The organism is Serratia sp. CY47444 (assembly GCF_052168635.1).
Classification (GTDB): domain Bacteria; phylum Pseudomonadota; class Gammaproteobacteria; order Enterobacterales; family Enterobacteriaceae; genus Serratia; species Serratia bockelmannii.
In genome coordinates this window covers 360,114-384,430 of record NZ_JBJNMH010000002.1, presented here as the reverse complement: position 1 = coordinate 384,430, position 24,317 = coordinate 360,114, and the positions used below count along the sequence as shown (strand labels likewise).

The window sequence follows — 24,317 nt, the reverse complement described above, 5'->3', positions numbered from 1 at the left end:
CTCACAAAACCGACTTCGGCCTTATCTCAGCGGGCAAATTTCACTGCCGTTTCGCCCGTGATTCAGGTCATCATGAGGACTATTAAACTTTTTTTTGATTGAACGTTCAATAAAAATTGCATATATTTTATTGCCGCCTGGTTAAAAATTTGTACTATCTGGTTGTGGAACTGGCTGATTTTTGTGAGGTAATTAACGAATCTGACCAAAATCAGTGGCTGTAAGCGGTTCCCGCCACGAAGCGCTCCGGTGCTTCAGCAACAGGCGAAAGCGGCGTTTTTCAGGCCATTCCCATGGGGATGGTCGCCGCCTTCATTCGCCCGTTTTCCGGCGGCGCCAACGCGCCCCGAAATGCGGAGCGGCACGATTTTACTCAGTTCAGAGGATGACGATGACAACACGCGAAACCTCCTCCAAACCGCAGCAGGACCGCCTCAACCCTGTGGTTTTCTTCACCTCGGCGGGGCTGATCCTGGCCTTCTCGCTGATGACCATCTTTTTCACCGACTTCTCAGGGCAGTGGATCACCCGCACGCTGAATTGGGTGTCGACCACCTTCGGTTGGTACTACCTGCTGGCGGCGACGCTGTACATCGTGTTCGTGGTGTTTATCGCCGCCTCGCGCTTCGGTTCCATCAAGCTCGGGCCGGAACAGTCCAAACCGGAGTTCAGCCTGATGAGTTGGGCGGCGATGCTGTTCGCCGCCGGCATCGGCATCGATCTAATGTTCTTCTCGGTCGCCGAGCCGGTGACCCAGTACATGATGCCGCCGGAAGGCGACGCGCAAACGCTGGAGGCCGCGCGCCAGGCGATGGTCTGGACGCTGTTCCACTACGGCCTGACCGGCTGGTCGATGTATGCGCTGATGGGCATCGCCCTCGGCTACTTCAGCTATCGCTACAATCTGCCGCTGACCATCCGCTCGGCGCTGTACCCGATCTTCGGTAAGCGCATCAACGGCCCGATCGGCCACAGCGTGGACATCGCCGCGGTGCTTGGCACCATCTTCGGCATCGCCACCACGCTGGGCATTGGCGTGGTGCAGCTCAACTACGGCCTCAAGGTGCTGTTCGAGATCCCGGAAAACCTGACGGTGCAGGGCTCGCTGATCCTGCTGTCGGTGATCATGGCCACCATCTCGGTCACCTCGGGGGTCAACAAGGGCATCCGCATCCTGTCCGAGCTGAACGTGCTGCTGGCGCTGGGCCTGATCCTGTTCGTGCTGTTCTTCGGCGACACCGAGTTCCTGCTCAACGCGCTGGTGCTCAACGTCGGCGATTACGTCAACCGCTTTATGGGCATGACGCTCAACAGCTTCGCCTTCGATCGGCCGGTGGAGTGGATGAACAACTGGACGCTGTTCTTCTGGGCCTGGTGGGTGGCGTGGTCGCCGTTCGTCGGCCTGTTCCTGGCGCGCATCTCGCGCGGGCGCACCATTCGTCAGTTCGTGGTCGGCACGCTGATCATACCGTTCGTGTTTACCCTGCTGTGGCTGTCTATCTTCGGCAACAGCGCGCTGTACCAGATCATCCACGGCAACGCCGAGTTTGCTCAGGAAGTGATGCAGTTCCCGGAACGCGGCTTCTACAGCCTGCTGGCGCAATACCCCGGCTTCACCTTCAGCGCCTCGGTGGCCACCATCACCGGCCTGCTGTTCTACGTCACCTCGGCGGACTCTGGCTCGCTGGTGCTGGGTAACTTCACCTCGCGCCTGGCCGATATCAATAATGATGCACCGAACTGGCTGCGGATTTTCTGGTCGGTGGCCATCGGCCTGCTGACCATCGGCATGCTGATGACCGACGGCGTACCGGCGCTGCAGAAAACCACGGTGATCATGGGCCTGCCGTTCAGCTTCGTGATCTTCTTCGTGATGGCCGGGCTGTATAAATCGCTGCGGGTGGAAGACTACCGCAAGGCCAGCGCGCTCAGCACCCTGGCGCCGGTGCCGGTCTCCAGCCACGATGTGCTCAATTGGAAACAGCGTCTGTCGCGGGTGATGAACTACCCGGGCACGCAGTACACGCAGAAAATGCTGGATAAGGTCTGCCGCCCGGCGATGCAGGACGTGGCGCGCGAGCTGGAGTTGCGCGGCGCGAAAGTGGAGTTCAGCGAAGTGCCGCCGACCGAAGACGAGCGCCTGAACCACCTGGAACTGCTGGTGCACCTGGGCGAGGAACAGAACTTCATCTATCAGATCTGGCCGATGCGCTACTCGGTGCCGGGCTTCACCTACCGCGCCCGCTCCGGTAAATCGCACTACTACCGGCTGGAAACCTTCCTGATGGAAGGCACACAGGGCAACGACCTGATGGACTACAGCAAGGAACAGGTGATTGGCGATATCCTCGACCAGTACGAGAAGCACCTGAACTTCCTGCACATTCATCGCGAAGCGCCGGGGGGCACCCTGACCTTCCCGGATATGTGACGGTCGAGAAATAACCAGAGGGCGTAGCCAGGCTACGCCCTTTTTTATGCCTGCTCAGCCGGCAAATCGGCCTTCAGCAGCACTAGGGAGCCGGCCAGCAACACCAGATCCTTGATTAAAAAACTGGTGGCCCCGGCCATGGCGGGAAAACCGCCGGCGGAGGGCTCCCAGGCACCCGGCGTGGAAAAGATCAGCGTCAGCGTGGTCAGGTAGGTCACCGTCGATCCGATCGCCCCCAGCAAACCCAGCCGCCGCGACCAGAACCCCGCCAGCAACAGTAAACCGAAGCTCCATTCGGCGACGCCCAATGCATAACTGGCGCCGCGAATGCCGAACGCCTGATGCATCCAACTCAGCAGCGGGCTGTTACCGATCAGAGGCACTAACCCCTGCGCTTCGTAATCAAACCATTTGGCGTAGCCGAAGGCGGCGAAGATCACCACCAACGCCGCACGCATAAAGATAACGTCCCCGTTCGAGCGCCGAAAGCGCCGCAGCCATGTCGCCAGCATCATCCTCTCTCCTTATGTTGCCCGCAGCCGCTTGCGGCCGCGGGGTGAGGCGGCTTAGTGCCCCATCGCGTCCTTTTTCATCTCGTCTTTCTTCATGCCGTCTTTGGCCATACCGTCTTTCGCCATACCATCCTTTTTCATGGCGTCTTTCCCCATCTTGTCTTTCTTCATGCACGCCTTGCCCATGCACTCTTTCTTCATCCCATCTTTCGCCATGCCGTCGTGCGACATCTGGCTCATGCCGTCCTTTTTCATCGCGTCTTTGCTCATGCCGTCCGCGGCGTTGGCGCCGGCCACGCCCAGCATCAGCGCGCTGCACATCATGATTGCGAATAACTTTTTCATGGTATTTCCTTCCGTCATGTCAAAGGCACCGGAGTGCCGGAGAATGGCCGGCGGCCTCAGCTGCCGCCAAACCAGTTGTAACCCTGGTCTTCCCAGTAACCGCCCGGGAAGCGGTTGGTGACCTCGATCACCTGAATGTGTTTCGGATTCTTGTAGCCCAGCTTGGTCGGCATGCGCAGCTTCATCGGGTAGCCATACTTGCGCGGCAAGATCTGGCCGTCATAGGTCAGCGCGATAATCGTCTGCGGGTGCAGCGCGGTGGCCATGTCGATGCTGGTGTAGTAGTCGTCGGCGCATTTGAAGCTGACGTAGCGGGCGCTCAGATCCGCGCCGATCGCCTTGAGAAAGGTGGCGAACGGCACACCGCCCCACTTGCCGATGGCGCTCCAACCCTCAACGCAAATATGGCGCGTCACCTGGCTGACCTGCGCCATCCGATGCAGCTGCGGCAGGCTCCAGGCGCGCTTGTCCTGCACCAACCCCGCCACTTCCAGCCGATAGTCGTCGCCGTTGATGTCCGGCGCGTCCTCCTCGGCGTAAAAGGCGTTGAACGGGAACGGCCGGGTGATCATCGATTCCGGGTAGACCGGCGCCAGGCGATCGCCGTTGAACAGCCAGCCCTGCACCCGATCGTTGAGGCGCGACATGCGGCTTAGCGCCTGCTCGACGTTGGCGTTGTCGCTGAGATCGCAGCCGGTGAGCATGGCGATGCCGCCCAGCGTCAGGCCATTGCGCAGAAAGCGGCGGCGCGAAGACGCGCTCAGCAAGCGCTGCGCTTCTTTGACGATCGTCTGCCCTTCGCCAATCGTCATGATCGGTTTATCCTTTTTCATCGTGAACTCCTTAACGTCCGCGCAGCATGGCCAGCAGAGTACGCGGCACCAGCGCCACCATCACCAGGTGGATCGCGACGAAGGCCACCAGCGCCGACATGGCGAAAAAGTGGATATAGCGCGCCGCCTCATAGCCGCCGAGCAGCGCGCGCAGCAGCGGAAACTGCACCGACTTCCACAGCACCAGTCCGGACAATGCGCTCAGCACGCCGAGGATCATCACCGACAGATAGGCCACGCGCTGCACCATGTTGTAGTGGCGCAGATCGGCGTGCTGCAGCCTGCCGCGTAGCGCCGCGCCGACATCGGCGAGAAACTGCTTCGGGCTGAGCGGCCAATACTTACGTTTGAAGCGCCCGCTGGTGAGGTTCAGCAGCAGGTAGCACAGCCCGTTGATGCCAAACAGCCACATGCCGGCAAAATGCCACTGCAGCGCGCCGCCCAACCAGCCCCCGAGCGTCAGCTCGTTGAAAAAGCTGAAATTGAACAGCGGTGAAGCGTTGTAGATGCGCCAGCCGCTGGTGACCATGATCAGCATCGCCAGCGCATTCAGCCAATGCGTCAACCGCAGCCACAGCGGATGCACGGTCTGTCGTTGTTCCGGAGTGAGAGTGAGGCTCATAACGATTCCTGCCAGCTAACGATGCGATGAGTCGAGTATTCCCCGGATTTGTTCCCCAAGACCTCACGCAAAGTTAAATAAAATGTGATAACTCCACCGGTGGGGGTTGTGTAGACTTCAGAGAGGATCGGGCAATCAGCGGTAATGAGAATGGAAAAGCCAAAACGAATTTTGATCGTCGAGGACGACGGCGACATCGCCGAGCTGCTGCAGCTGCATCTGCGTGACGAGGGTTACGCCATCAGCCACGCCGCCGACGGCAATCAGGGCATGGCGATGCTGGAACAGGGCGGCTGGGATGCCCTCATCCTCGATCTGATGCTGCCGGGCGTGGACGGATTGGAGATTTGCCGCCGGGCGCGCACCATGACGCGCTACACGCCGATCATCATCACCAGCGCGCGCTCCAGCGAGGTGCACCGCGTGCTGGGGCTGGAGCTGGGCGCCGATGACTATCTGGCCAAACCCTTCTCCATGCTGGAGCTGGTGGCTCGAGTCAAGGCGCTGTTTCGCCGCCAGGAGGCGATGAGCCGCAACCTGCGCATGGACGCCGGCGTGCTCAGCTTCAACGATCTGACCATCGACCCCATCGCCCGCGAAGTGCACCTGCATCAGCAGCCGGTCGAGCTGACGCCGCGCGAATTCGACCTGCTGTACTTTTTCGCCCGCCATCCGGGCCAGGTGTTCTCGCGCCTCAGCCTGTTGAATCAGGTCTGGGGCTATCAGCACGAAGGGTATGAGCACACCGTCAACACCCATATCAACCGGCTGCGCATCAAGATCGAGCGCAACCCGGCGGAACCCGAGCGCATCCTCACGGTGTGGGGCATGGGCTATAAATTCGCGGCCACGCCGCATGAGTGAGCCATGAAAAACCTTACGTTAGCGCAACGCCTCACGCTGATCTTCACGCTGCTGATCGTCATCGGCTGCGCCTTTTCCGGCTGGATGCAGGTACGCAGCAGCACCCAGTACAGCCAGGCGGTGATCCAGCGCCTGTCCGGCAACCTGGCGCAGCATATCGCCGACAGCAATCCGCTGCTGGGGGTGAACGGGCCGGATCCGCAGGCGGTGCATACCCTGTTCGACCAGCTGATGGCGGTGAACCCCAGCGTGGAGGTTTACCTGCTCGACAAACAGGGCGCGATTATCGGCAACGCCGCGCCGGCCGGGCATCTGAAGCGGCAGCGGGTCGCGCTGGCGCCGCTGCAGGCGCTGCTCGATGGCGCGCAGATGCCGGTGTACGGCGACGATCCGCGCAGCGCGGACGGGCGCAAGGTGTTCAGCGTCGCGCCGCTGAAGGTCGACGGCCGGGTCGAAGGCTATCTGTACGTGGTCTTGCTCGGCGAAGAGTACACGGCGCTGGCCAGCAACGCCCAGTTCAACTCGGCGGTCAGGATGGCGCTGTGGACTTCTGGGTTGATGGTGCTGTTCAGCCTGCTAGCCGGCGGTTTCGCGTTTTATTGGGTAACGCGCCCTATCCGTCGCCTGACCCGCCAGGTCAGCGCGCTGGACAGCGGCGGCATTGAGGCGGTGCAGGCCTACGCGGCGCTGCCTGCAGTACCGGCCGGGCGCGACGAAGTCAGCCAGCTGCAACAGGCCTTCCACCGCATGGCGCAGCGCCTGGCCGAACAATGGCAAACGCTGGCGCAGCAGGATCGGCTGCGGCGTGAATTCATCGCCAACGTCTCGCACGATCTGCGCACCCCGCTCACTTCGCTGCACGGCTATCTGGAGACGCTGTCGGTTAAGGCCGCCACCCTGAGCGAAGCCGATCGGCGGCGCTATCTGGAGATCGCGCTGGCGCAAAGCCGCAAGGTGGGCAAGCTGGCGCAGGAGCTGTTCGAGCTGGCTCGATTAGAGTATGGCGTGGTGAAGCCGCAGAAAGAGCCCTTCTCCCTCAGCGAGCTGTTGCAGGACGTGTTCCAGAAGTTCGAGCTGGCGGCAGAGGCGCGCAACCAGCGGCTGCACGCCGACATCGCTCCCGGCATTCCGCCGGTGTTCGCCGATCTCAGCATGATTGAGCGGGTGCTGACCAACCTGTTGGACAACGCCATTCGCCATACGCCGCCCGGCGGCGACATCGGCGTGCGGCTGTGGCGGCAGGACGATCGGGTCATGGTCCAGGTCAGCGACAGCGGCCCCGGCATTCCGCAGACGCTGCGCGCCGATCTGTTCGTGCGCCCGTCTGTTCTGAGCGGCGCCCGGCGCCCTTCCGGCGGACTGGGGTTGATGATCGTGCGGCGTATTCTGCAGCTGCACGACAGCGATATTCAGCTGATCGAACAAGCGCAAAGCGGCGCCTGCTTCCGCTTCGCCATTCCGCCGCGTTAACACGGCACAACGGTTATTGTGCGATCGGGAACCGCAGGCTGAAGAGGATGCTGGCGACAGGCGCGCGCCCGATACATTCGGCGCGCACCTCACCGCCGTGCAGCGTCATGATGGCGCGCACGATAGACAGCCCCAGCCCACTGGCATGATTGCCGGCGCTGCGTGCGGGATCGGCGCGATAGAAACGATCGAACAATTTTTCCAACTGTGCCGGCGCGATCGGCTGCCCCTGATTGATGACCTGCACCCACCAGGCATCGGCGCGCCGTTCAGCCCGCAGGACGATCAGGCTGTTTTCGTCGGCATAACGCACCGCGTTGGCCACCAGGTTGCTCAGCGCCCGCTGGAACAACATCGCGTCCGCCTCCAGCGCGCCTTCCCCTTCGCAGCTCAACGCAATGCCGCGCTCTTCCGCCAGCCCTTCGAAGTAATCCGCCACCCGCCGCAGCTCCAGCGCCACATCCAGGCGGCTGTAGTTCAGCGCAGACTGCGCCTCGCCGGCGCGCGCCAGAAACAGGATATTTTCCACCATGCGGGAAATGCGCTCCAGCTCATCCATATTGTTCGACAGCAGGGTTTCGTACTCCTCCACGCTGCGGGGCTGGTAAAGCGCCACCTGGCACTGGCCCATCAACGCCCCTACCGGCGTGCGGATCTCATGGGCCAGATCGGCGGAAAATTGCGTCAGCCGCTGATAGCCTTCATTCAACCGATCGAGCATCGCATTGAACGAACGGGTCAGCTGCTGCAACTCCTTCGGCGCCCCCTGCTCGCTGAGGCGTGTCGACAGCGTATTGGGCGCAATCTGCGACGCCTGCGCCGCCATGCGCCATAACGGCTTCAATCCCCGCCGCATGACCCCATAGCCCAGCAGCGCAATCAGCAGGAAAGCCACCGCGACCGCCGCGACGATGCGCCACAGGTAACGCGCCAGCATCTTCTGCTCGTTGGCCATCACATGCGCGGCGGAGATCTGCAACAGGCTGCCGTCTTCCAGACGCACCATCGCCGAAGCGGCGCGCAGCGGCACCCCCTGCGCCGTTTCTCCGCCGCGTATGGCGGCCAACGTCTGCGCCTGTTCAGGCGGCGTCGGCGCGATCGGCGGCAGGGCCACCCTGGCGGGGTTCACGTTGATGAGCGGTTTTTGCCCCGGGATTTGGAAAATCAGCACGTCCTGTTCATTGCCCAGCATGTTTTCAAACAGGCCGTTATTGGCGGTCAGGCGCGCCAAAGGAAAGCGCTGCCCCAGTAAATGGCGGAAATACTCTACGCGCCCGGTCACCTGCAGATCGCTGCGCAGCGTCATTTCCTGGCGCATGGCGCTAAACAGATACCCGCCTGTCCCGCTCACCACCAACGCGGCCACCAGCGCGAACAGCGTAGCGGTGCGCAGCGTCAGCGACACCGGCCGACGTGACGTGCGCCCGCTCACGAGCGTGGCTCGCAGACATAGCCGATGCCGCGCACGCTGTGGATCAGCTTGACGTCGAACGGCCGGTCGATTTTGGCGCGCAGGCGTTTGATCGCCACGTCAACCACATTGGTGTCGCTGTCAAAATTCATGTCCCACACCTGAGAGGCGATCTGCGTACGCGACAGCACTTCGCCCTCGCGCCGCACCAGCAGGTGCAGCAGCATGAATTCCTTGTTGGTCAACGGGATCACCTGATCCTGGCGCACCGCCCGGCGGCGCAGCACGTCCAGCTGCAGATCGGCGATAGCGTAATGATCGGCTTCGCGCGCCGGCCCGCGGCGCAGCAAGGTGCGTAAACGCAGCACCAGCTCGGTAAAGGAAAACGGCTTGATAAGATAGTCGTCCGCGCCCAGCTCCAGGCCGTGGATGCGATCCTGCACGCCATCACGGGCGGTGAGAAACAGGATCGGCACGTCGCTTTTCTTGCGCAATACCTCGATGATCTGCCAACCGTCCAGCCCCGGCAGCATCACATCGAGCACGATCGCATCGTAGTCCTGCTCCAACGCGCGAAACAGCCCGTCGGTGCCGGTGCGCGCCAAATCGACGCCGTAGCCCGCTTCCCCCAGCCCTTTCTTCAGGTAATCCCCTGTGCCGATATCGTCTTCAACTACCAGTATTCGCATGCTCACCACCTCGTTACGTCTGCAAAAATACTAGCAGCTTCGGCGGACAAACTTGATGACATTAATGTCATCAAACGGCCATGGCGCTGACCCAGTAGGTCAACCATGCTTAACCGGCAAACTCATTTCAGGAGAACGTTATGATTACCCGTCATCGTATAGCCGGTTTACTGTTGTCCACGTTACTGCTTTCCAGCGGATTGGCCGCCGCCGCCCAACCGCCGGGCAAGGTGATTGCGCCGCTGCGCGGCACCATCACGCAGGTTGCCGACGGCAATCTGCAGCTGACCGACCGCAAGGGCGAGACACTCAGCGTCAAGCTGAACGATCAGACCAAAGTGCTCAGCGTTTCCAAAGCCACGCTGGACGATATCAAACCGGACAGCTTTATCGGCACCGCCGCCGTGCCGCAGCCGGACGGCACGCTCAAAGCGCTGGAAGTGCACGTGTTCGCCGCCAGCCTGCGCGGCACCGGCGAAGGGCACTCGGCCTGGGAATCCGCCGACGGCAAAGTGGACACCATGACCAACGGCACCGTCGGTAAACTGGTGAAATCCAACGGCCGCACCCTGACCGTCACCTACGGCAACCAGCAGAAAACCGTCGTCGTGCCGGAAGACGTGCCGATCGTGACGCTGGATCCGGGCGATCTGAGCCTGCTGAAACCGGGCGTGCACATCGTGCTGTTCTCCGCCGCCGACGATAAGGGCGAACGCATCGCCACCCGCATTTCCGCCGGCAAAGACGGCACTGTGCCGCCGATGTAACCGGAGGAAAGCCATGAAGACCAACGCGTCGCCGCCGGTGCATCGCTGGCCGGTTCGAATCACTCATTGGATCAACCTGTTCGCCATGGTGTGCATGTTCATGAGCGGTTGGGAAATCTACAACGCCTCGCCGCTGTTCGATTTCCGCTTTCCGCCGCAGATGACGCTGGGCGGTTGGCTGGGCGGCGCGATTGGTTGGCATTTGGCGGTGATGTGGCTATTGGCGCTCAACGCCGTCTGCTATCTGTTGTGGAGCCTGTTCAGCGGTCATTTTCGCCGCGATCTGTTGCCGCTTCGCCTCGGCGCGCTGCGGCAGGATATCTGGCTGGCGTTGACGCTGCGCCTGCGCCACCGGCATGGCCGCTATAACGCCATTCAGAAACTGATGTACCTCGGCGTACTGGCGCTGGGGCTATTACTGGTGCTGTCCGGCCTGGCGATTTGGAAGCCGGTTCAGCTGCAGGGATTGGTCGCCCTGTTTGGCGGCTTCGATTTCGCGCGCTACGTGCATTTCTTCGCCATGGCCGGCATTGGCCTGTTTGTGGCGATCCACGTCTTTATGGTGGCTGTCGTGCCCAAAACCCTGTGGGCGATGATAACGGGTGGCAAACATGAATGAGAAAAAACCGCGGGCAACCGCGCCAAAACTGGAACCGGACCAAAAAAAGCAGCTGGTCAATCTGCAGCGCCGCCTGATGTTGCGCTCCGGGCTGACACTGGGCGGCATCGCCATGCTCACCGGTTGCAACCTGCAAGACGGCGATCGGGTGGATAAGGTGCTGTGGGCCATGTCACGCTGGAACGACCGGGTGCAGGCCTGGCTGTTCAGCGGCCAGCGGCTGGCGCAAACTTACCGGCCGGACCAGATCACCCACCCTTTCCCCTTCAACGCGTTTTACCCGGAATACAACGTCCCCGAGATCGATCTCGCCGGCTACCGGCTTGAAGTCGCGGGGAAGGTGGAGAAAAAAGCCCCCTGGACGCTGGAACAGCTGCAGCGGCTGCCGCAGCAAAGCCAGATCACGCGTCTGATCTGCATTGAGGGCTGGAGCGCCATTGGTCAATGGGGAGGCGTGCCGCTGCGCACCTTTCTGCAGCACGTCGGCGCGGATCTGAATGCCGGTTACGTCGGCTTCAAATGCGCCGATCGTTACTACGCCAGCCTCGACATGGCCACCGCGCTGCACCCGCAGACCATCTTGGCGCTGGATTTCGGCGGCAAGGCGCTGCCGGCTGACTATGGCTACCCGTTGCGGCTGCGCGTGCCGACCAAACTGGGGTTCAAAAACGCCAAACATATCGCCGCGATCTTCGTCAGCGACGTCAATCCAGGCGGGTATTGGGAAGATCAGGGCTACAACTGGTTCAGCGGCATTTAGTTTTGCGCGGCGCTGCGCACAACTTTCATCGGCGGCTGGAGGATCTTCTCCGCTGCGATTATTGGTTTTCAGCGTACCGCTCAGGCCAGCATTAGCCAGAATTTACGACTCGCTCTTGAAAAAACACGCGCATCGCGTACATTATTTGTACAACCAAGCGCTTATTGAGGACGGATTATATGTCATCGAAATCCCGCCTGTTAACGGCAGAATCCCACCCAATCCCTATGAGCATGAAGGAACCGCACCAAAAAGAGATGCAAGCCTTCCACGAAGAATGGGCTGAACAAAGGCGCCGCGAATGGCGTGAACGCGGCGGCGTTGAAGCCAGTGAACCGCCCGCACGTAGCATCGATACCGAACTTTCATCCTGATTCCGGTTCGTCCTTATTCTTCTTCTCCCGCCGTCAGCAATGCAATCCCCGCTTGCTCAATGGCCTCCCGCGCGGCGGCGGGCAACCCCTCGTCGGTAATGACAGCGTCAAAGGCAGCAATCGGCAGCGCCAGGTAGGTCGCGACCTTGCCGTATTTGGACGTATCGCTGAGCAGAATGCGGCGGCGGCTGGCCTCGACGATGGCCTTCTTCACCATCACCTTGTCTTCGTTCGGCGTCGACAGGCCGCGCATGCTCCACGAAGAGGCGGAGATAAACGCCAGATCGATAAACAGACCGCGCAGCGCCTGCGCCGCCGCTTCGCCAACGCAGGAACGGTTTTCCCGGCACACCGTGCCGCCGGTGTGGATGATTCGGCACTGGCTATGCTCTATCAGGAACCCGGCGATGACAAAGTCGTTGGTCACCACCGTCAAATCTTCACGTTCACCGATCTGTTTCGCCAGCGCCAGCGTGGTGGTACCGGCATCCAGATAAATACAGCTGTTGGCGGGAATTTGCCGCGCCGCCAGCCGGCCAATGGCGATTTTCTGCCGGCTGAACATCCCTTCTTTGGCCTGGTGCGAAGGTTCGCTTGCCACCCGCTCAGGCGCCTGCACGCCGCCCGAGACCGACTGCACCGCGCCCTGTTCCTCCAGCTTTTGCAAATCGCGGCGGATCGTCATGTGCGACACCCCCAGCCGTTCGGTCAGCTCGGCAATGCTGACGACGCCGCGTTCGGATACCAGCGCAAGAATTTGTTGATGGCGTTCTACAGGTATCACGGTTCCCTCTCGTTGCTGCGGTGATAATAATTGTGATTTTACGTCAATTTTCGTTCGCCGATAGCCCTAATTTTTCGCGGCGTGACGGCGAGCGCAGTTAGGTCAGGTAAACATAATCTTATTTAAAAACATAATAGTAATGTTGATACGGACCAGAAATCACCCGAAAAATTCGTTTCACACATTGTTAATTATTGTGATATCGATCGCGGATAAACGGCCACTAAGCGCTTACATTTAACACAACAAAACAAATTATCACTAAAATTAACAGGAGTGCAGTATGACACACCCAGGGAATTATGCCGTTTGCGTCATCGGACTGGGGGCGATGGGCATGGGCGCGGCGCGCTCGTGCCTCCGCGCCGGATTGACCACCTACGGGGCGGACCTGAATCCGCAGGCACTGGCGGCGCTGCAACAGGCCGGCGCTAAGCAAACGTCCTCCAGCGCGTGCGACTTCGCCGCCGAGTTGGACGCCGTGCTGCTGCTGGTGGTGAACGCCGCCCAGGTGAAGCAGATCCTGTTCGGCGAACAAGGCCTGGCGCCAAAGCTCAAGCCGGGCACCGCTGTGATGGTCTGTTCGACCATTTCCGCTGATGACGCCAAACAGATCGAGCAACGGCTGCTGGACTACGGGCTGCCGATGCTGGATGCGCCGGTTTCCGGCGGAGCGGCCAAGGCAGAGGAAGGCCAGATGACGGTGATGGCCGCCGGCGCAGACGCCACCTTCGAGCGCCTGCAACCCGTGCTGGACGCCATCGCCGGCAAGGTTTACCGCATCGGCGAAACGATCGGCCTGGGCGCGACGGTAAAAATCATCCACCAGCTGTTGGCTGGCGTACACATCGCCGCCGGCGCGGAAGCCATGGCGCTGGCCGCCCGCGCCGGCATCCCGCTGGACGTGATGTACGACGTGGTCACCCACGCCGCCGGCAACTCCTGGATGTTCGAAAATCGCATGCGCCACGTGGTCGACGGCGACTATACGCCCAAATCGGCGGTGGATATCTTCGTCAAGGATCTGGGGCTGGTGGCGGATACCGCCAAGGCACTGCATTTCCCGCTGCCGCTGGCCTCCATCGCCTTCACCATGTTTACCGCCGCCAGCAACGCCGGCTACGGTAAAGAAGACGACAGTGCGGTGATCAAAATCTTTGCCGGCATTGATTTGCCGCAAAAAAAGGAGGCGCTCTGATGCTGCTTGGCGTAATCGCGGATGACTTTACCGGCGCGACCGACATCGCCAGTTTTCTGGTGCAAAATGGCCTGCCGACGGTGCAGCTGAATGGCGTGCCGCAAGACGAAACGCAAATAAACGCACAGGCGGCGGTCATTAGCCTGAAATCGCGTTCCTGCCCGGCAGAGCAGGCGATCGAACAGTCGTTGCAGGCGCTGGCCTGGCTGCAAGAACAGGGCTGCCGTCAGTTCTACTTCAAGTACTGCTCCACCTTCGACAGCACCGCACAGGGCAATATCGGCCCGGTGACCGATGCTCTGCTCGCCGCGCTGGGAGAAAATTTCACGGTTGTCTCACCGGCGTTGCCGGTAAACGGCCGCACGGTCTATCAGGGCCACCTGTTTGTCGGGGAACAGCTGTTGTCTGAATCCGGCATGCGTCATCACCCGGTCACGCCAATGACCGACAGCAACCTGCTTCGCCTGATGGAATCCCAGGCCACCGGACGCTGTGGGCTGGTGACGGCGGCAGAAATGGATCGCGGCGCCGAGGCGGTCAGCGAGAAGCTGCAGCAATTGGCGCAGGACGGCGTGCGCTACGCAGTGCTGGATACGCTCAACGAACGGCATCTGCTCACCCAGGGTGAAGCGTTGAAAACGATGAAGCTGGTGACCGGCGGTTCGGGCCTGGCGATCGGCCTGGCGCGTCAATGGGCGCAGAATGGCGAACGTTCGGCAGAGGCGGCCGGTGCGCCGCAGGGGGAAAAAGCGGCGGTGCTGTCGGGCTCGTGTTCTGTGATGACCAACCGGCAGGTGGCGCACTACCGTGAACGCGCGGCGGCGCAGGCCATCGATATCGGCCGCTGTCTCGATCCGCAGGCGCGAGCGGCCTACGCCGCCGAGTTGGCGCATTGGGCGCAGCGCCATGCCGGGGAAGCGCTTGCCCCGCTGATCTACGCCACTGCATCGCCGGAGTCGCTGCAGCAAACGCAACAACGGCATGGCGCCGCCGCCAGCGAAGCGGTAGAAGCCTTGTTCGCCGAACTGGTGATGCAACTGCATCAGTTGGGGTTCAACCGCTTTATCGTCGCCGGCGGCGAAACCTCCGGCGTGGTCACGCAGGCGCTGGGCATTCGCGGCTTCCATATCGGCCCCAGCATTTCCCCCGGCGTTCCCTGGGTGCGCGCCAGCGATCGGGCCATTTCCCTGGCGTTGAAATCAGGCAATTTTGGCGATGAAGCCTTCTTCTCACGCGCGCAAACGGAGTTTTCAGTATGAGCATGACCACCGAACAGCAGGCGCGTGAAGAGATGGTGCGCCTGGGCGCCTCGTTTTTCCAACGCGGCTACGCCACCGGCTCTGCCGGCAACCTCTCGCTGTTGCTGCCGGACGGCGCGCTGCTGGCGACGCCGACCGGCTCCTGTCTCGGCGAGTTGCAGGCCGACCGCCTGTCTAAAGTGAGCCTGAACGGCGACTGGCTCTCCGGCGACAAACCGTCGAAAGAGATCAGCTTTCATCGGGCGCTCTATCTGAACAACCCGGAATGCAAAGCGGTCGTGCACTTGCATTGCACCTACCTCACGGCACTCTCTTGCCTGCAGGGGCTGGACGCCGACAACGCCATCAAACCGTTCACCCCCTATGTGGTGATGCGCGTCGGCAAGGTGCCGGTGGTGCCTTACTACCGGCCCGGCGACGAAAGGCTGGCACAGGATCTGGCCCGCCTGGCGCCGACCCACCGTGCCTTTTTGCTGGCCAACCACGGGCCGGTGGTGACCGGTAAAGACCTGCGAGCGGCGGCGGACAATGCCGAAGAGATGGAAGATGCGGCGCGACTGATCTTCACCCTCGGCGATCGTCCGATCCGCTATTTGACCGATGATGAAATTGCCGAATTACGGAGCTGAACCATGCCTAAATTTGCCGCCAATTTGTCGATGATGTTTACCGAGGTGCCATTCCTCGATCGCTTCGCCGCCGCTGCCGCGCAGGGCTTCAACGCGGTGGAATTCCTGTTCCCTTACGAGCATCCCGCGGAGCTGTTGGCCGAGAAGCTGCGCGAACACGGCCTGCAACAGGTGCTGTTCAACACCGCGCCCGGTGATGCCGCCACCGGTGAGTGGGGGCTGGCGGCGCTGCCGGGCCGCGAGCGGGATGCGCGCGCCGATATCGATCGCGCGCTGGCCTACGCCATCGCCCTTTCCTGCCCCTGCGTGCACCTGATGGCCGGCGTAGTGCCCGCGGGCGCTGATCGACAGCGTTATCTCGACACCTTTATCGCCAATGCGCGCTATGCCGCCGACGCCTTCGCCCCGCACGGCGTCAAGGTGCTGATCGAAGCGCTCAGCCCGCCGGTCAAGCCCGACTACCTGTTCGCCAGTCAACATCAGGCGGCGGAAGCGGTGGCGGCGATCGAAAGACCGAACGTGTTCATTCAGTTCGACTTTTTCCACGCGCAGTTGGTGGACGGCAATATCAGCGGGCTGCTGGAGACGCTGGCCGGGCGCTACGCGCATATCCAGATAGCCTCGGTGCCGGATCGCCATGAGCCTGACGAGGGCGAACTGAATTACCCGTGGCTGTTCGACAAGCTGGATGCGCTCGGCTATCAGGGCTGGATCGGTTGCGAATACCGCCCGCGCGGCGACACCGCCGCCGGGCTCGGCTGGCTGAAGCCTTACCGCTAAAGCCGCACGCCGACACCAGGAAATCGATTTTATAACAATGAAACGCACCCGTATCGCCACGCGGCGATCGCGGTGCCAACGCTTACCCAACGAAAGGCTTTTTCATGTCTACCTCTCTGCTGTTGCTGATTGCCGTACTCGGCGTGGTGCTGCTGTTATTGATGGTGATTAAGGCGAAGGTGCAGCCCTTTGTCGCGCTGTTGGTGGTCAGTCTGCTGGTGGCGTTGGCCAGCGGCATTCCGACCGGTGAAGTGATGAAAGTAATGACCGCCGGGATGGGCGGCGTGCTCGGCTCGGTGACCATCATCATCGGTCTGGGGGCGATGCTCGGGCGCATGATCGAACACTCAGGCGGCGCCGAGTCGCTGGCGCAGCGCTTCAGCCAGGGGCTGGGGCCGAAACATACCGTCGCCGCGCTGACCCTCGCTGCATTTATCCTCGGCATTCCAGTGTTCTTCGACGTCGGCTTTATCATTCTGGCGCCGATTATTTACGGCTTCGCCAAGGTCGCCAAAGTGTCACCGCTGAAGTTCGGCCTGCCGATGGCTGGCGTGATGTTGACGGTACACGTCGCGCTACCGCCACACCCCGGCCCGGTCGCCGCCGCCGGCTTGCTCAACGCCGACATCGGTTGGCTGACCATCATCGGCCTCGCGATCTGTATCCCGGTCGGCGTGATCGGCTATTTCGCCGCCAACTACCTCAACCGCAAAACCTATCCATTATCGATAGAGGTGCTGGAACAGCTGCAGCTGGCGGCGCCGGAGCCGCGTCCGGAAGGGCAAGCGCCCCTCAGCGATCGCATCAACCCGCCTGGCGCCGGCCTGGTGGCGGCGCTGATCGTCATCCCGATCGCCATCATCATGCTCGGCACCGTCTCCGCCACGCTGTTGCCGGCAGGTTCGGCGCTGCGCGATGCGCTGTCTCTGCTGGGCTCGCCGGCGGTGGCGCTGATGATAGCCCTGCTGCTGGCCTTCTATTTCCTGGCGCTGCGCCGCGGCTGGAGCCTGCAACACGCCAGCGACGTGATGGGCGCCGCGCTGCCGACCGCCGCGGTGGTGATCCTGGTGACTGGCGCGGGCGGCGTGTTCGGCAAGGTGCTGGTGGAATCCGGCGTCGGCAAGGCGCTGGCCGAAGTACTGACGGCCATCGGCCTGCCGCTGGTACCCGCCGCCTTTATCATTTCGCTGGCGCTGCGCGCTTCACAGGGTTCCGCCACCGTGGCGATCCTGACCACCGGTGGTCTGTTGTCGGAAGCGGTCAGCGGGCTGAATCAGCTGCAGCTGGTGCTGGTGACGTTGGCGACCTGTTTTGGCGGGCTGGGGCTTTCCCACGTCAACGACTCCGGTTTTTGGATCGTCACGCGCTATTTGGGGCTGTCGGTGGCCGATGGCCTGAAGACCTGGACGGTGCTGACCACCCTGCTCGGTCTGAGCGGCTTTCTGTTCACCTGGCTATTGTGGCTGGCGGTGTGATTTCTCTGGCATACTGAACGCCGTTGTTTTTCATCGCCTTTCACCCTGTGCAGGAGCAGCAACATGACCGTAATCAACACCGCGCCAACGCTTGTCACCGAACGCCTGCGGCTGGACGCACACACGCTGGACGACTTCGACTCGCTGGCCGCTCTGTGGGCCGATCCGCTGGTGGTACGCTATATCGGCGGCACCCCGCGCGACCGGGAAGACTCCTGGGGGCGCCTGATGCGCTACGTCGGCCACTGGGCGCTGTTGGGGTACGGGTATTGGGCGGTGCGTGACAAACAGAGCGGCGAGTATCTCGGCAGCATCGGCTTCTCCAACTTCCTGCGCGACATCACCCCGGCGCTCGATGCGCCGGAGATGGGCTGGACGCTGGTGAGTTCGGCGCACGGCAAAGGCTATGCCACCGAGGCGCTGCGAGCGGCGCTGGCCTGGGGTAAGACGCACCTGCCGGGCGAGCAAACCGTCTGCATCATCTCGCCTGAAAACCAGGCTTCGCTGGCGTTGGCGAAAAAGGTCGGCTTCAGCGAAAGCCACCGCAGCGAGTATCACCAGAGCCCGATCGTGGTGATGCATTGCCCGCTTTGAATGCCTAAGCGCGTTGTACCGCCAACGCCGTCTGAATGAAGTTGTCCCGCAGCGCGTCGGTGCGCTGCGGATCCCAGGCGATACCGACCTGCCACTCCGTCTCCTCGCCGCTCAGCGGTAAAATGTCGATGCCGGCCGGCGCGATATGCGTGATGCTGTGCGGCAGCAGCGCGACGCCGACGCCGGCGGCGACCAGCGCCAACAACGTTTGGATATCACCGGCCTGCTGCACCACGTTCGGCGTCAACCGGTGAGCGGCGATAAACCGCAGCGACTGATCGCTCAGCCCGCGCCCGCGTTTCGGCGTCAACTGCAACAGCGGCAGCAGATTGAAACGCGCCATCAGGTCGTCGGCACGTAGCGCCAGCGCACCCGGCGCAGCCAGCACCAACCGATCGCTCAACAACGCGACGCCGCACAGCGGCGTATTGACCGGCAAGCGCACGAACCCCGCCTGCAACTCTCCCTGCAGCAACAGCTGATACTGCCGTTCGGACGGCAAGTCTTCCAGGCCGATCGCCACCTCGGGAAACCGTTGGCGAAAGGCGGCCACCAGCTGCGGCGCCAGATGAAAACTGGAAAGGCCAAATCCCAGCGACAGCCGCCCCGCTTCCCCGAGCGCCACCCGCCGAGCGCGCTGCTGAAACTGCTGGTACTGCGCCACCAGCACCTGCGCCTCCGGGTAGAGCCGCTGCCCGCCGGCGGTGAGCACCGCCCCCTGTCGGCCACGCTCGAACAATCGAACGCCGAGCTGGGTTTCCAGCGCCTGAATTTGCTTGCTCAGCGCCGGTTGGCTGATGCATAGCCGGCTCGCCGCCTGACGATAGTTGCCCTGTTCGGCCAGCGCCACCAGGGCGCGCAGTTGTTTTATATCCATTCCATTAAGTTATCAAATAGGGAATTTAATTGATTGTACAGTAATCAATTCGCCTGCTGTAATCAACGCAGACCCTAACCGGAGAGACACCATGACCATCTCATTACGCGCCGCCACGGTGCAATTCCAGCATCGCGCCAACGATAAAAATTACAACCTGTCGACCATGGAGCGCTTTATCGCTCAGGCGGCCGAGCAGCAGGTACAGCTGCTGGCCTTCCCGGAAATGTGCGTCACCGGCTATTGGCACGTGCGCCATCTGTCCGACGCCGAAGTGCGGGCGCTGGCGGAGCCGATCGTGAGCAGCCCTTCGCTGGCGCGCATTCGCCCGCTGGCTGAGCGTTACAACATGGCGATTGGCGTCGGGCTGATCGAGCTGGGCGATGATGGCCGGTGTTACAACGCCTATGCCGTTTGTCTGCCGGACGGCGAACTGCATGTGCACCGCAAACTGCACGCCTTCGAGCACCCGGCTATCGCCAGCGGCGACCGCTATACGGTGTTCGATACCCCCTGGGGCGTACGCGTGGGCGTATTGATCTGCTGGGACAACAATCTGGTGGAGAATGTGCGCGCAACGGCGCTGCTGGGCGCGGACGTGCTAATGGCCCCGCACCAGACCGGCGGCACCCATTCGCGCAGCCCGCACGGCATGAAGCCAATCCCGCAGGCGCTGTGGCAGCGGCGGGTGGAAGATCCGCAGGCGATAGAAGCCGCCTTTCGCGGCGAACACGGCCGCGGCTGGCTAATGCGCTGGCTGCCGTCGCGCGCTCACGACAACGGGCTGTTCTTGCTGTTCAGCAACGGCGTGGGCCGCGATGACGATGAAATACGCACCGGCAACGCGATGATCCTCGATCCTTACGGCCGCATCGTAGCGGAGACCTGGGCGGCGGAAGACCGGCTGGTCAGCGCCGATCTCGATCTGACGCTGATCCCACTCAGCACCGGCCGCCGCTGGATTTACGGACGCCGCCCCGAGCTGTACGGGTTGTTGACCGAACCGCAAGGCTATGAACGCGATGCCCGCAGCGCGCGCTTTTCGACACAGCCGACGGGGCGCGGCAGCCGATAACAGATAAAAAAAATCCGCCCGGAGGCGGATTTTTTATCGGTGCGACAAAAGCTGCCGCAGGTTCATGCCCTCAGGCACGAACACACTTAGAAGCGGTAGCCTACGCCAACGTTCCAGGTGCCAACGTCAACGCTACGAATGCGGTTCTGCTCGTAACCGACATCCAGGGCAACGTTCTCGATTGGGTTGAACTGCAGACCGGCACCGTAGGTGAAGCCGTAGTCAGCGGTATCGTGACGAGAAGTACCGTTCTGAGCGTTGGTAGTGAATTTACCGTAACCCAGGCCAACCAGACCGTAGATGCTCGCCCAGTCATTGATGCGGTATGCTGGACCGGCAGAGATAGAGTTGTACTGAGCTTTGTTGTAGAAACCGTCCTGAGAACCGTCCTTTTCCAGGTGGGTAAAGGAACCGATTACGCCCAGTGGGTTGTTGTCGAACTCGTAACGGTATTTCAGGTTGAAACCGTCGGCCTTGTTAGCAACGCCTTGGAAATCACCCTGCGCATAGCCAGCGGATACGGTGCTCTGACCAGCGAATGCGGTACCTGCGCTAACTGCTAATACGCAAGCTGCTACTGCGGAAAGACATGCAATTTTTTTCATAACCACCTCAAACGCGTTTTATTATTAAGTACATCCATTTGTTCATGCTTTGAAAATATAACAAAAATTAGCGTGAAACTCTGCCTTGAAATGAGTGTCTAATGCTTTATATCGTGTAACAGAAGATTTCAAGAACAGTGTATCTGCTTATTTTCGCTCTATTTTCGGCCATATTCTACGGCTTTCTGTGACAAAAATCACCAATTTAATATCCAGATAATTCTTAAGAAAAAGCGCACTTTTTGACCAAATCCACCCCATCTCATCCGAGGATCGGTGGATTTCACCGCGATGCGCGCTTTTCTCAGACAGATTTTCGCCATTTCATTTACACTGCTCGCATCCCCGTTTCGACCGTTTTCTCAAGGCTGAGGAACGGCGCATAAAAGGCCCGTTAAGGATGTCGTTATCTACTTCCGGCAGAGCGCCCTCCGCGCTGCTGCCTATCTGTCTGTTAATCATCGCCATGGTGTCTATCCAGAGCGGTGCCTCGTTGGCCAAAAGCCTGTTCCCGATCGTGGGTGCGGAAGGCATTACGACGCTGCGTCTTTTCATCGGCACCCTGATTCTGTTCATTATCTTCCGCCCATGGCGTATGCGCATCGCCGCCGGCAGCCGCTTGCCGCTGCTGATTTACGGCCTGTCGCTCGGCGCGATGAATTACCTGTTCTACCTGTCGCTGCGCACCGTGCCGCTCGGCATCGCCGTGGCGCTGGAGTTTACTGGCCCGCTCGCGGTGGCCATGTTCTCCTCGCGGCGGCCGATCGACTTCCTCTGGGTGGCATTGGCGATCGCCGGATTATGGTTCCTGCTGCCGCTCGGCCACGGCGTGGGCGGGATAGACCCCTTCGGTGCCGCCTGCGCGCTCGGCGCCGGCGCCTGCTGGGCGGTCTATATCATCTTCGGCCAGAAGGCCGGCGGCGATCACGGCCCCGGCACGGTAGCGCTCGGCTCGCTGATCGCCGCGTTGGTGTTCTGCCCGATCGGCGCCTGGCAAACCGGCAGCGTGCTGTTCAACGTTGAGATTCTGCCGATAGCCCTGGCGGTAGCCATCCTCTCCACCGCGCTGCCTTATTCGCTGGAGATCATCGCGCTGCCCAAAATTCCGGCGCGCACCTTCGGCACCTTGATGAGCCTGGAACCGGCGATGGCGGCGTTATCCGGCATGCTGTTCCTCGGCGAACACCTGAGCGGCGTGCAATGGCTGGCGCTGGCGGCGATCATCGCCGCCTCCATGGGCTCCGCCCTCACCATTCGCCCCAAACCTCGCCTCGAAAGCCTTTCCTGATCGCCCGACCCGCCTGCAGACCGCAACGTCGGAATGCAGGCGGGTTAACTGTTTTCCTCGTGACAAGTCGGCATACTTCCCCTTAGCCTGTATCGCAGGCTCTTTGGACTTTCGCTCACATGGAGAATAACAGTGATTCACAACAGCCTGTTCAACCCACGCTTCGGCCGCGGACTCGCGCCGGCGCTGGTTTCAACCCTGACCGAGTTGCGCCGATGCGACCTGCCCGAACTGGCGCTGGGGCATCACCCGATAGACGGCGACAACATCTTTATGGACGTGATGACGCTGACCACCGCGCCGGCGGCGGAAAAGCGCGCCGAAATGCATCAGGAATACATCGCGCTGCATCTGCTGATCAGCGGTGAAGAGCGAATCGAATACGGCCTGGCGGGCAACGGGCATCGTGAACACCCCCACGCGGAAAATAGCGATCTGCTGCTGCTGGACATCAAACGCCACCCGCAAACGCTGCACATGACGCACGGTATGTTCGCGATCTTTTTCCAGATGGAACCGCACAAGACCGGCTGCCTATGGCAGCGCCCGCAGCACATTAAGAAAGCGGTGGTGAGGATCCATCACCGCCTACTGCTGTGACCCTGCGGCAGCGCCCGTAGAAAATCGGCGGCCTGGCGGGGAGAGCGCAAGCGCTTGAAATGGCGCCCTACATCGGTACGGGCCATCTCCGCCAGGTATTTTCGCCGGTTCTTCGAGTAAGTGCGGATCGTCCAGAGCACGATCGACTCACGGCTGAAGAAAGAACGGCGGAAACTTTCACGATTGCCGGTGCCCGGCCACAGCTCACGTTTGCTGGCCGCGCGTCGGCACGCCCGGCGCACGGCCTGCCACAGCGTGCGGCAGAAGCCGTAGTCCAACCACAGGATATAATCGACTTCGCGCCACTTAATCGGTTGCGTGCGGCTGTAGTTGCCGTCCAGCACCCAGCCTCCTCCCGCTTCGGCCAGCGTCTGCTCTAACCGCGCCAGGAACGCGTCATCGGGCGTCCCCTGCCACTCGGGCCGCCAATACAGGCTGTCCATCTCGATATAGGGAACGTCAAGCCGTTCCGCCAATTGACGCGCCAGGGTGCTTTTACCGCTGCCGCTGGTGCCGACGACGTTAATTTTCATCACTCGCCAATAAAAACTGGGATAATTCCCTTACTTTAACCGCATCAATTACGGCTATCAATCTGAATAGGCTTACAATTAACAGCACGATAACAATATGGATATTTAGTCGAATCAGCCTATCCGCAGAAAATAAGATAACAGGGATAAATCGTCACTAACCAAAACAATAACAAAAAAATAAAAATAGCAATTAAATTCATTGCATTACATAGAAACACAAACCAAATTAAAATATTGACATTAGACCAAGCCTATTTGTGCAATAGCCATTTTCGTACGGCAAAAATAAATACCCCTGCTATAATTGATCCCGTAACGAAATAGGACAACGACTAATCAAGAGGATATCTGATATGAGTACCGCTAAACTGGTGAAAACGAAATCTTCTGATCTGCTGTATACCCGTAACGATCTGGACGAAAAAGTCAAACTGGCAGCCATCAAGGCGCTGAACCATCAGGTCGTGCAATTTATCGATCTTTCGTTGATCACCAAACAGGCGCACTGGAACATGCGCGGCGCGAACTTCATCGCGGTTCATGAAATGCTGGACGGCTTCCGCACCGCCATCATCGAGCATCAGGACACCTTCGCCGAGCGCGTAGTGCAACTGGGCGGCGTGGCGCTGGGCACCGTACAGGTCGTTAACGATCAGACGCCGCTGAAAAGCTATCCGACCAATATCCACAGCGTGCAAGAACACCTGAAAGCGCTGGCCGATCGCTACGGCGCGGTGGCGAATGACATCCGTAAGGCCATTACCGAAGTGGAAGATGAAGACACCGCCGACATGTTCACCGCCGCATCGCGCGATCTGGACAAGTTCCTGTGGTTCATCGAATCCAATATCGAATAACGCCGCAACGCGTTGCAGACCGCCCGTCGTGCCGGGCAGAACAGGCTGGGCTTCGCCCGGCCT

27 protein-coding genes are annotated in these 24,317 nt (G+C 60.9%); 17 read left to right on the top strand and 10 right to left on the bottom strand.

The genetic code is table 11. From position 1 onward, the window contains the following. Window positions 1–391 precede the first annotated feature (391 nt). Window positions 392–2,431, top strand: coding sequence for a choline transporter (locus ACJ8IL_RS06105; protein ID WP_004939112.1), 2,040 nt, complete (start codon window positions 392–394; stop codon window positions 2,429–2,431). 44 nt (window positions 2,432–2,475) lie between these two features. Here the strand turns inward: ACJ8IL_RS06105 and ACJ8IL_RS06100 are convergent, their stop codons facing one another. The 4 genes from ACJ8IL_RS06100 to ACJ8IL_RS06085 are packed head-to-tail and all read right to left on the bottom strand — an operon-like array spanning window position 2,476 to window position 4,743. Further along, window positions 2,476–2,946, bottom strand: a complete 471-nt coding sequence (locus ACJ8IL_RS06100) for a YkgB family protein (protein ID WP_004939115.1) — start codon at window positions 2,944–2,946, stop codon at window positions 2,476–2,478. Window positions 2,947–2,997: 51 nt separating this feature from the next. Then, window positions 2,998–3,288, bottom strand: coding sequence for a pentapeptide MXKDX repeat protein (locus tag ACJ8IL_RS06095; protein WP_141997592.1), 291 nt, complete (start codon window positions 3,286–3,288; stop codon window positions 2,998–3,000). Between the two features lie 56 nt (window positions 3,289–3,344). Beyond that, window positions 3,345–4,121, bottom strand: a complete 777-nt coding sequence (locus ACJ8IL_RS06090; protein WP_442516413.1) for a molybdopterin-dependent oxidoreductase — start codon at window positions 4,119–4,121, stop codon at window positions 3,345–3,347. Between the two features lie 10 nt (window positions 4,122–4,131). After that, on the bottom strand, window positions 4,132–4,743 hold the full coding sequence (locus ACJ8IL_RS06085) for a cytochrome b/b6 domain-containing protein (protein WP_442516412.1): 612 nt from the start codon (window positions 4,741–4,743) through the stop codon (window positions 4,132–4,134). 150 nt (window positions 4,744–4,893) lie between these two features. On the opposite strand from ACJ8IL_RS06085, the gene ACJ8IL_RS06080 reads away from it, so the two are divergent. Together ACJ8IL_RS06080 and ACJ8IL_RS06075 are read left to right on the top strand one after the other, a co-directional pair. Then, a complete protein-coding gene (locus ACJ8IL_RS06080) occupies window positions 4,894–5,607 on the top strand; it encodes a response regulator transcription factor (RefSeq protein ID WP_141997590.1) in 714 nt (237 codons plus the stop codon). 3 nt (window positions 5,608–5,610) lie between these two features. Next, window positions 5,611–7,077 carry a sensor histidine kinase gene (locus tag ACJ8IL_RS06075; protein WP_025302103.1) on the top strand — a complete coding sequence of 489 codons (1,467 nt, stop codon included), beginning with the start codon at window positions 5,611–5,613 and terminating at the stop codon, window positions 7,075–7,077. 13 nt (window positions 7,078–7,090) lie between these two features. Here the strand turns inward: ACJ8IL_RS06075 and ACJ8IL_RS06070 are convergent, their stop codons facing one another. Both ACJ8IL_RS06070 and ACJ8IL_RS06065 read right to left on the bottom strand, forming a co-directional pair. Beyond that, window positions 7,091–8,509 carry a heavy metal sensor histidine kinase gene (locus ACJ8IL_RS06070; protein WP_197835452.1) on the bottom strand — a complete coding sequence of 473 codons (1,419 nt, stop codon included), beginning with the start codon at window positions 8,507–8,509 and terminating at the stop codon, window positions 7,091–7,093. Beyond that, entirely contained in the window at window positions 8,506–9,177 is a 672-nt protein-coding gene (locus ACJ8IL_RS06065) for a heavy metal response regulator transcription factor (protein ID WP_021504273.1), read from the bottom strand. The genes ACJ8IL_RS06070 and ACJ8IL_RS06065 overlap by 4 nt, the downstream gene beginning before the upstream one ends. A 140-nt stretch (window positions 9,178–9,317) precedes the next feature. Between ACJ8IL_RS06065 and ACJ8IL_RS06060 the strand changes: the two genes are divergently transcribed. The 4 genes from ACJ8IL_RS06060 to ACJ8IL_RS06045 all read left to right on the top strand — a co-directional run bounded on the left by ACJ8IL_RS06060 (window position 9,318) and on the right by ACJ8IL_RS06045 (window position 11,697). Then, window positions 9,318–9,944, top strand: coding sequence for a hypothetical protein (locus ACJ8IL_RS06060; protein WP_025302101.1), 627 nt, complete (start codon window positions 9,318–9,320; stop codon window positions 9,942–9,944). Window positions 9,945–9,957: 13 nt separating this feature from the next. Continuing rightward, window positions 9,958–10,563 (top strand): cytochrome b/b6 domain-containing protein, encoded by a 606-nt coding sequence (locus ACJ8IL_RS06055; RefSeq protein WP_049203409.1) that lies wholly within the window; start codon window positions 9,958–9,960, stop codon window positions 10,561–10,563. Continuing rightward, window positions 10,556–11,323 carry a molybdopterin-dependent oxidoreductase gene (locus ACJ8IL_RS06050; protein WP_025302099.1) on the top strand — a complete coding sequence of 256 codons (768 nt, stop codon included), beginning with the start codon at window positions 10,556–10,558 and terminating at the stop codon, window positions 11,321–11,323. The genes ACJ8IL_RS06055 and ACJ8IL_RS06050 overlap by 8 nt, the downstream gene beginning before the upstream one ends. Before the next feature lie 179 nt (window positions 11,324–11,502). Further along, window positions 11,503–11,697 (top strand): hypothetical protein, encoded by a 195-nt coding sequence (locus ACJ8IL_RS06045; RefSeq protein WP_442516411.1) that lies wholly within the window; start codon window positions 11,503–11,505, stop codon window positions 11,695–11,697. A 13-nt stretch (window positions 11,698–11,710) separates the two neighbouring features. Here ACJ8IL_RS06045 and ygbI read toward each other — a convergent pair whose 3' ends face one another. Beyond that, window positions 11,711–12,481: a DNA-binding transcriptional repressor YgbI gene (ygbI, locus tag ACJ8IL_RS06040; protein ID WP_025302098.1), complete on the bottom strand. Its 771-nt coding sequence runs from the start codon at window positions 12,479–12,481 to the stop codon at window positions 11,711–11,713. A 283-nt stretch (window positions 12,482–12,764) separates the two neighbouring features. Here ygbI and ltnD point away from each other — a divergent pair, with 283 nt between their 5' ends. From ltnD to ACJ8IL_RS06010, 6 genes are all read left to right on the top strand, one after another. After that, window positions 12,765–13,679, top strand: coding sequence for an L-threonate dehydrogenase (ltnD, locus tag ACJ8IL_RS06035; protein ID WP_442516410.1), 915 nt, complete (start codon window positions 12,765–12,767; stop codon window positions 13,677–13,679). Then, complete coding sequence (gene otnK / locus ACJ8IL_RS06030; protein WP_442516409.1) at window positions 13,679–14,938, top strand: 3-oxo-tetronate kinase; 1,260 nt, start codon at window positions 13,679–13,681, stop codon at window positions 14,936–14,938. Before ltnD ends, otnK begins: the two co-directional genes overlap by 1 nt. Then, window positions 14,935–15,567 (top strand): 3-oxo-tetronate 4-phosphate decarboxylase, encoded by a 633-nt coding sequence (otnC, locus tag ACJ8IL_RS06025; RefSeq protein WP_038629064.1) that lies wholly within the window; start codon window positions 14,935–14,937, stop codon window positions 15,565–15,567. The genes otnK and otnC overlap by 4 nt, the downstream gene beginning before the upstream one ends. 3 nt (window positions 15,568–15,570) lie before the next feature. Beyond that, complete coding sequence (gene otnI, locus ACJ8IL_RS06020; protein WP_025302094.1) at window positions 15,571–16,347, top strand: 2-oxo-tetronate isomerase; 777 nt, start codon at window positions 15,571–15,573, stop codon at window positions 16,345–16,347. A gap of 104 nt (window positions 16,348–16,451) precedes the next feature. Beyond that, window positions 16,452–17,822 carry a GntP family transporter gene (locus ACJ8IL_RS06015; RefSeq protein WP_048795956.1) on the top strand — a complete coding sequence of 457 codons (1,371 nt, stop codon included), beginning with the start codon at window positions 16,452–16,454 and terminating at the stop codon, window positions 17,820–17,822. A 63-nt stretch (window positions 17,823–17,885) separates the two neighbouring features. Further along, window positions 17,886–18,416 (top strand): GNAT family N-acetyltransferase, encoded by a 531-nt coding sequence (locus ACJ8IL_RS06010; protein WP_147822974.1) that lies wholly within the window; start codon window positions 17,886–17,888, stop codon window positions 18,414–18,416. 4 nt (window positions 18,417–18,420) lie between these two features. Here ACJ8IL_RS06010 and ACJ8IL_RS06005 read toward each other — a convergent pair whose 3' ends face one another. Continuing rightward, the gene (locus ACJ8IL_RS06005) at window positions 18,421–19,293 is read right to left on the bottom strand and encodes a LysR family transcriptional regulator (RefSeq protein ID WP_127146407.1); all 873 of its coding nucleotides are present in this window, start codon (window positions 19,291–19,293) and stop codon (window positions 18,421–18,423) included. 91 nt (window positions 19,294–19,384) lie between these two features. Here ACJ8IL_RS06005 and ACJ8IL_RS06000 point away from each other — a divergent pair, with 91 nt between their 5' ends. Further along, window positions 19,385–20,368 carry a nitrilase family protein gene (locus ACJ8IL_RS06000; protein WP_060432711.1) on the top strand — a complete coding sequence of 328 codons (984 nt, stop codon included), beginning with the start codon at window positions 19,385–19,387 and terminating at the stop codon, window positions 20,366–20,368. 86 nt (window positions 20,369–20,454) lie between these two features. Here ACJ8IL_RS06000 and ompX read toward each other — a convergent pair whose 3' ends face one another. Continuing rightward, window positions 20,455–20,973 carry an outer membrane protein OmpX gene (ompX, locus tag ACJ8IL_RS05995; RefSeq protein WP_019454480.1) on the bottom strand — a complete coding sequence of 173 codons (519 nt, stop codon included), beginning with the start codon at window positions 20,971–20,973 and terminating at the stop codon, window positions 20,455–20,457. Between the two features lie 400 nt (window positions 20,974–21,373). Between ompX and rhtA the strand changes: the two genes are divergently transcribed. Together rhtA and nanQ are read left to right on the top strand one after the other, a co-directional pair. Continuing rightward, complete coding sequence (gene rhtA, locus ACJ8IL_RS05990) at window positions 21,374–22,261, top strand: threonine/homoserine exporter RhtA (RefSeq protein WP_025302089.1); 888 nt, start codon at window positions 21,374–21,376, stop codon at window positions 22,259–22,261. Window positions 22,262–22,393: 132 nt separating this feature from the next. Next, window positions 22,394–22,861 (top strand): N-acetylneuraminate anomerase, encoded by a 468-nt coding sequence (gene nanQ / locus ACJ8IL_RS05985; protein WP_060432710.1) that lies wholly within the window; start codon window positions 22,394–22,396, stop codon window positions 22,859–22,861. Here the strand turns inward: nanQ and ACJ8IL_RS05980 are convergent. Then, complete coding sequence (locus ACJ8IL_RS05980) at window positions 22,843–23,394, bottom strand: AAA family ATPase (protein WP_025302087.1); 552 nt, start codon at window positions 23,392–23,394, stop codon at window positions 22,843–22,845. The genes nanQ and ACJ8IL_RS05980 overlap by 19 nt on opposite strands. A gap of 356 nt (window positions 23,395–23,750) precedes the next feature. On the opposite strand from ACJ8IL_RS05980, the gene dps reads away from it, so the two are divergent. Further along, window positions 23,751–24,254, top strand: a complete 504-nt coding sequence (dps, locus tag ACJ8IL_RS05975) for a DNA starvation/stationary phase protection protein Dps (protein WP_025302086.1) — start codon at window positions 23,751–23,753, stop codon at window positions 24,252–24,254. Window positions 24,255–24,317 lie beyond the last annotated feature (63 nt).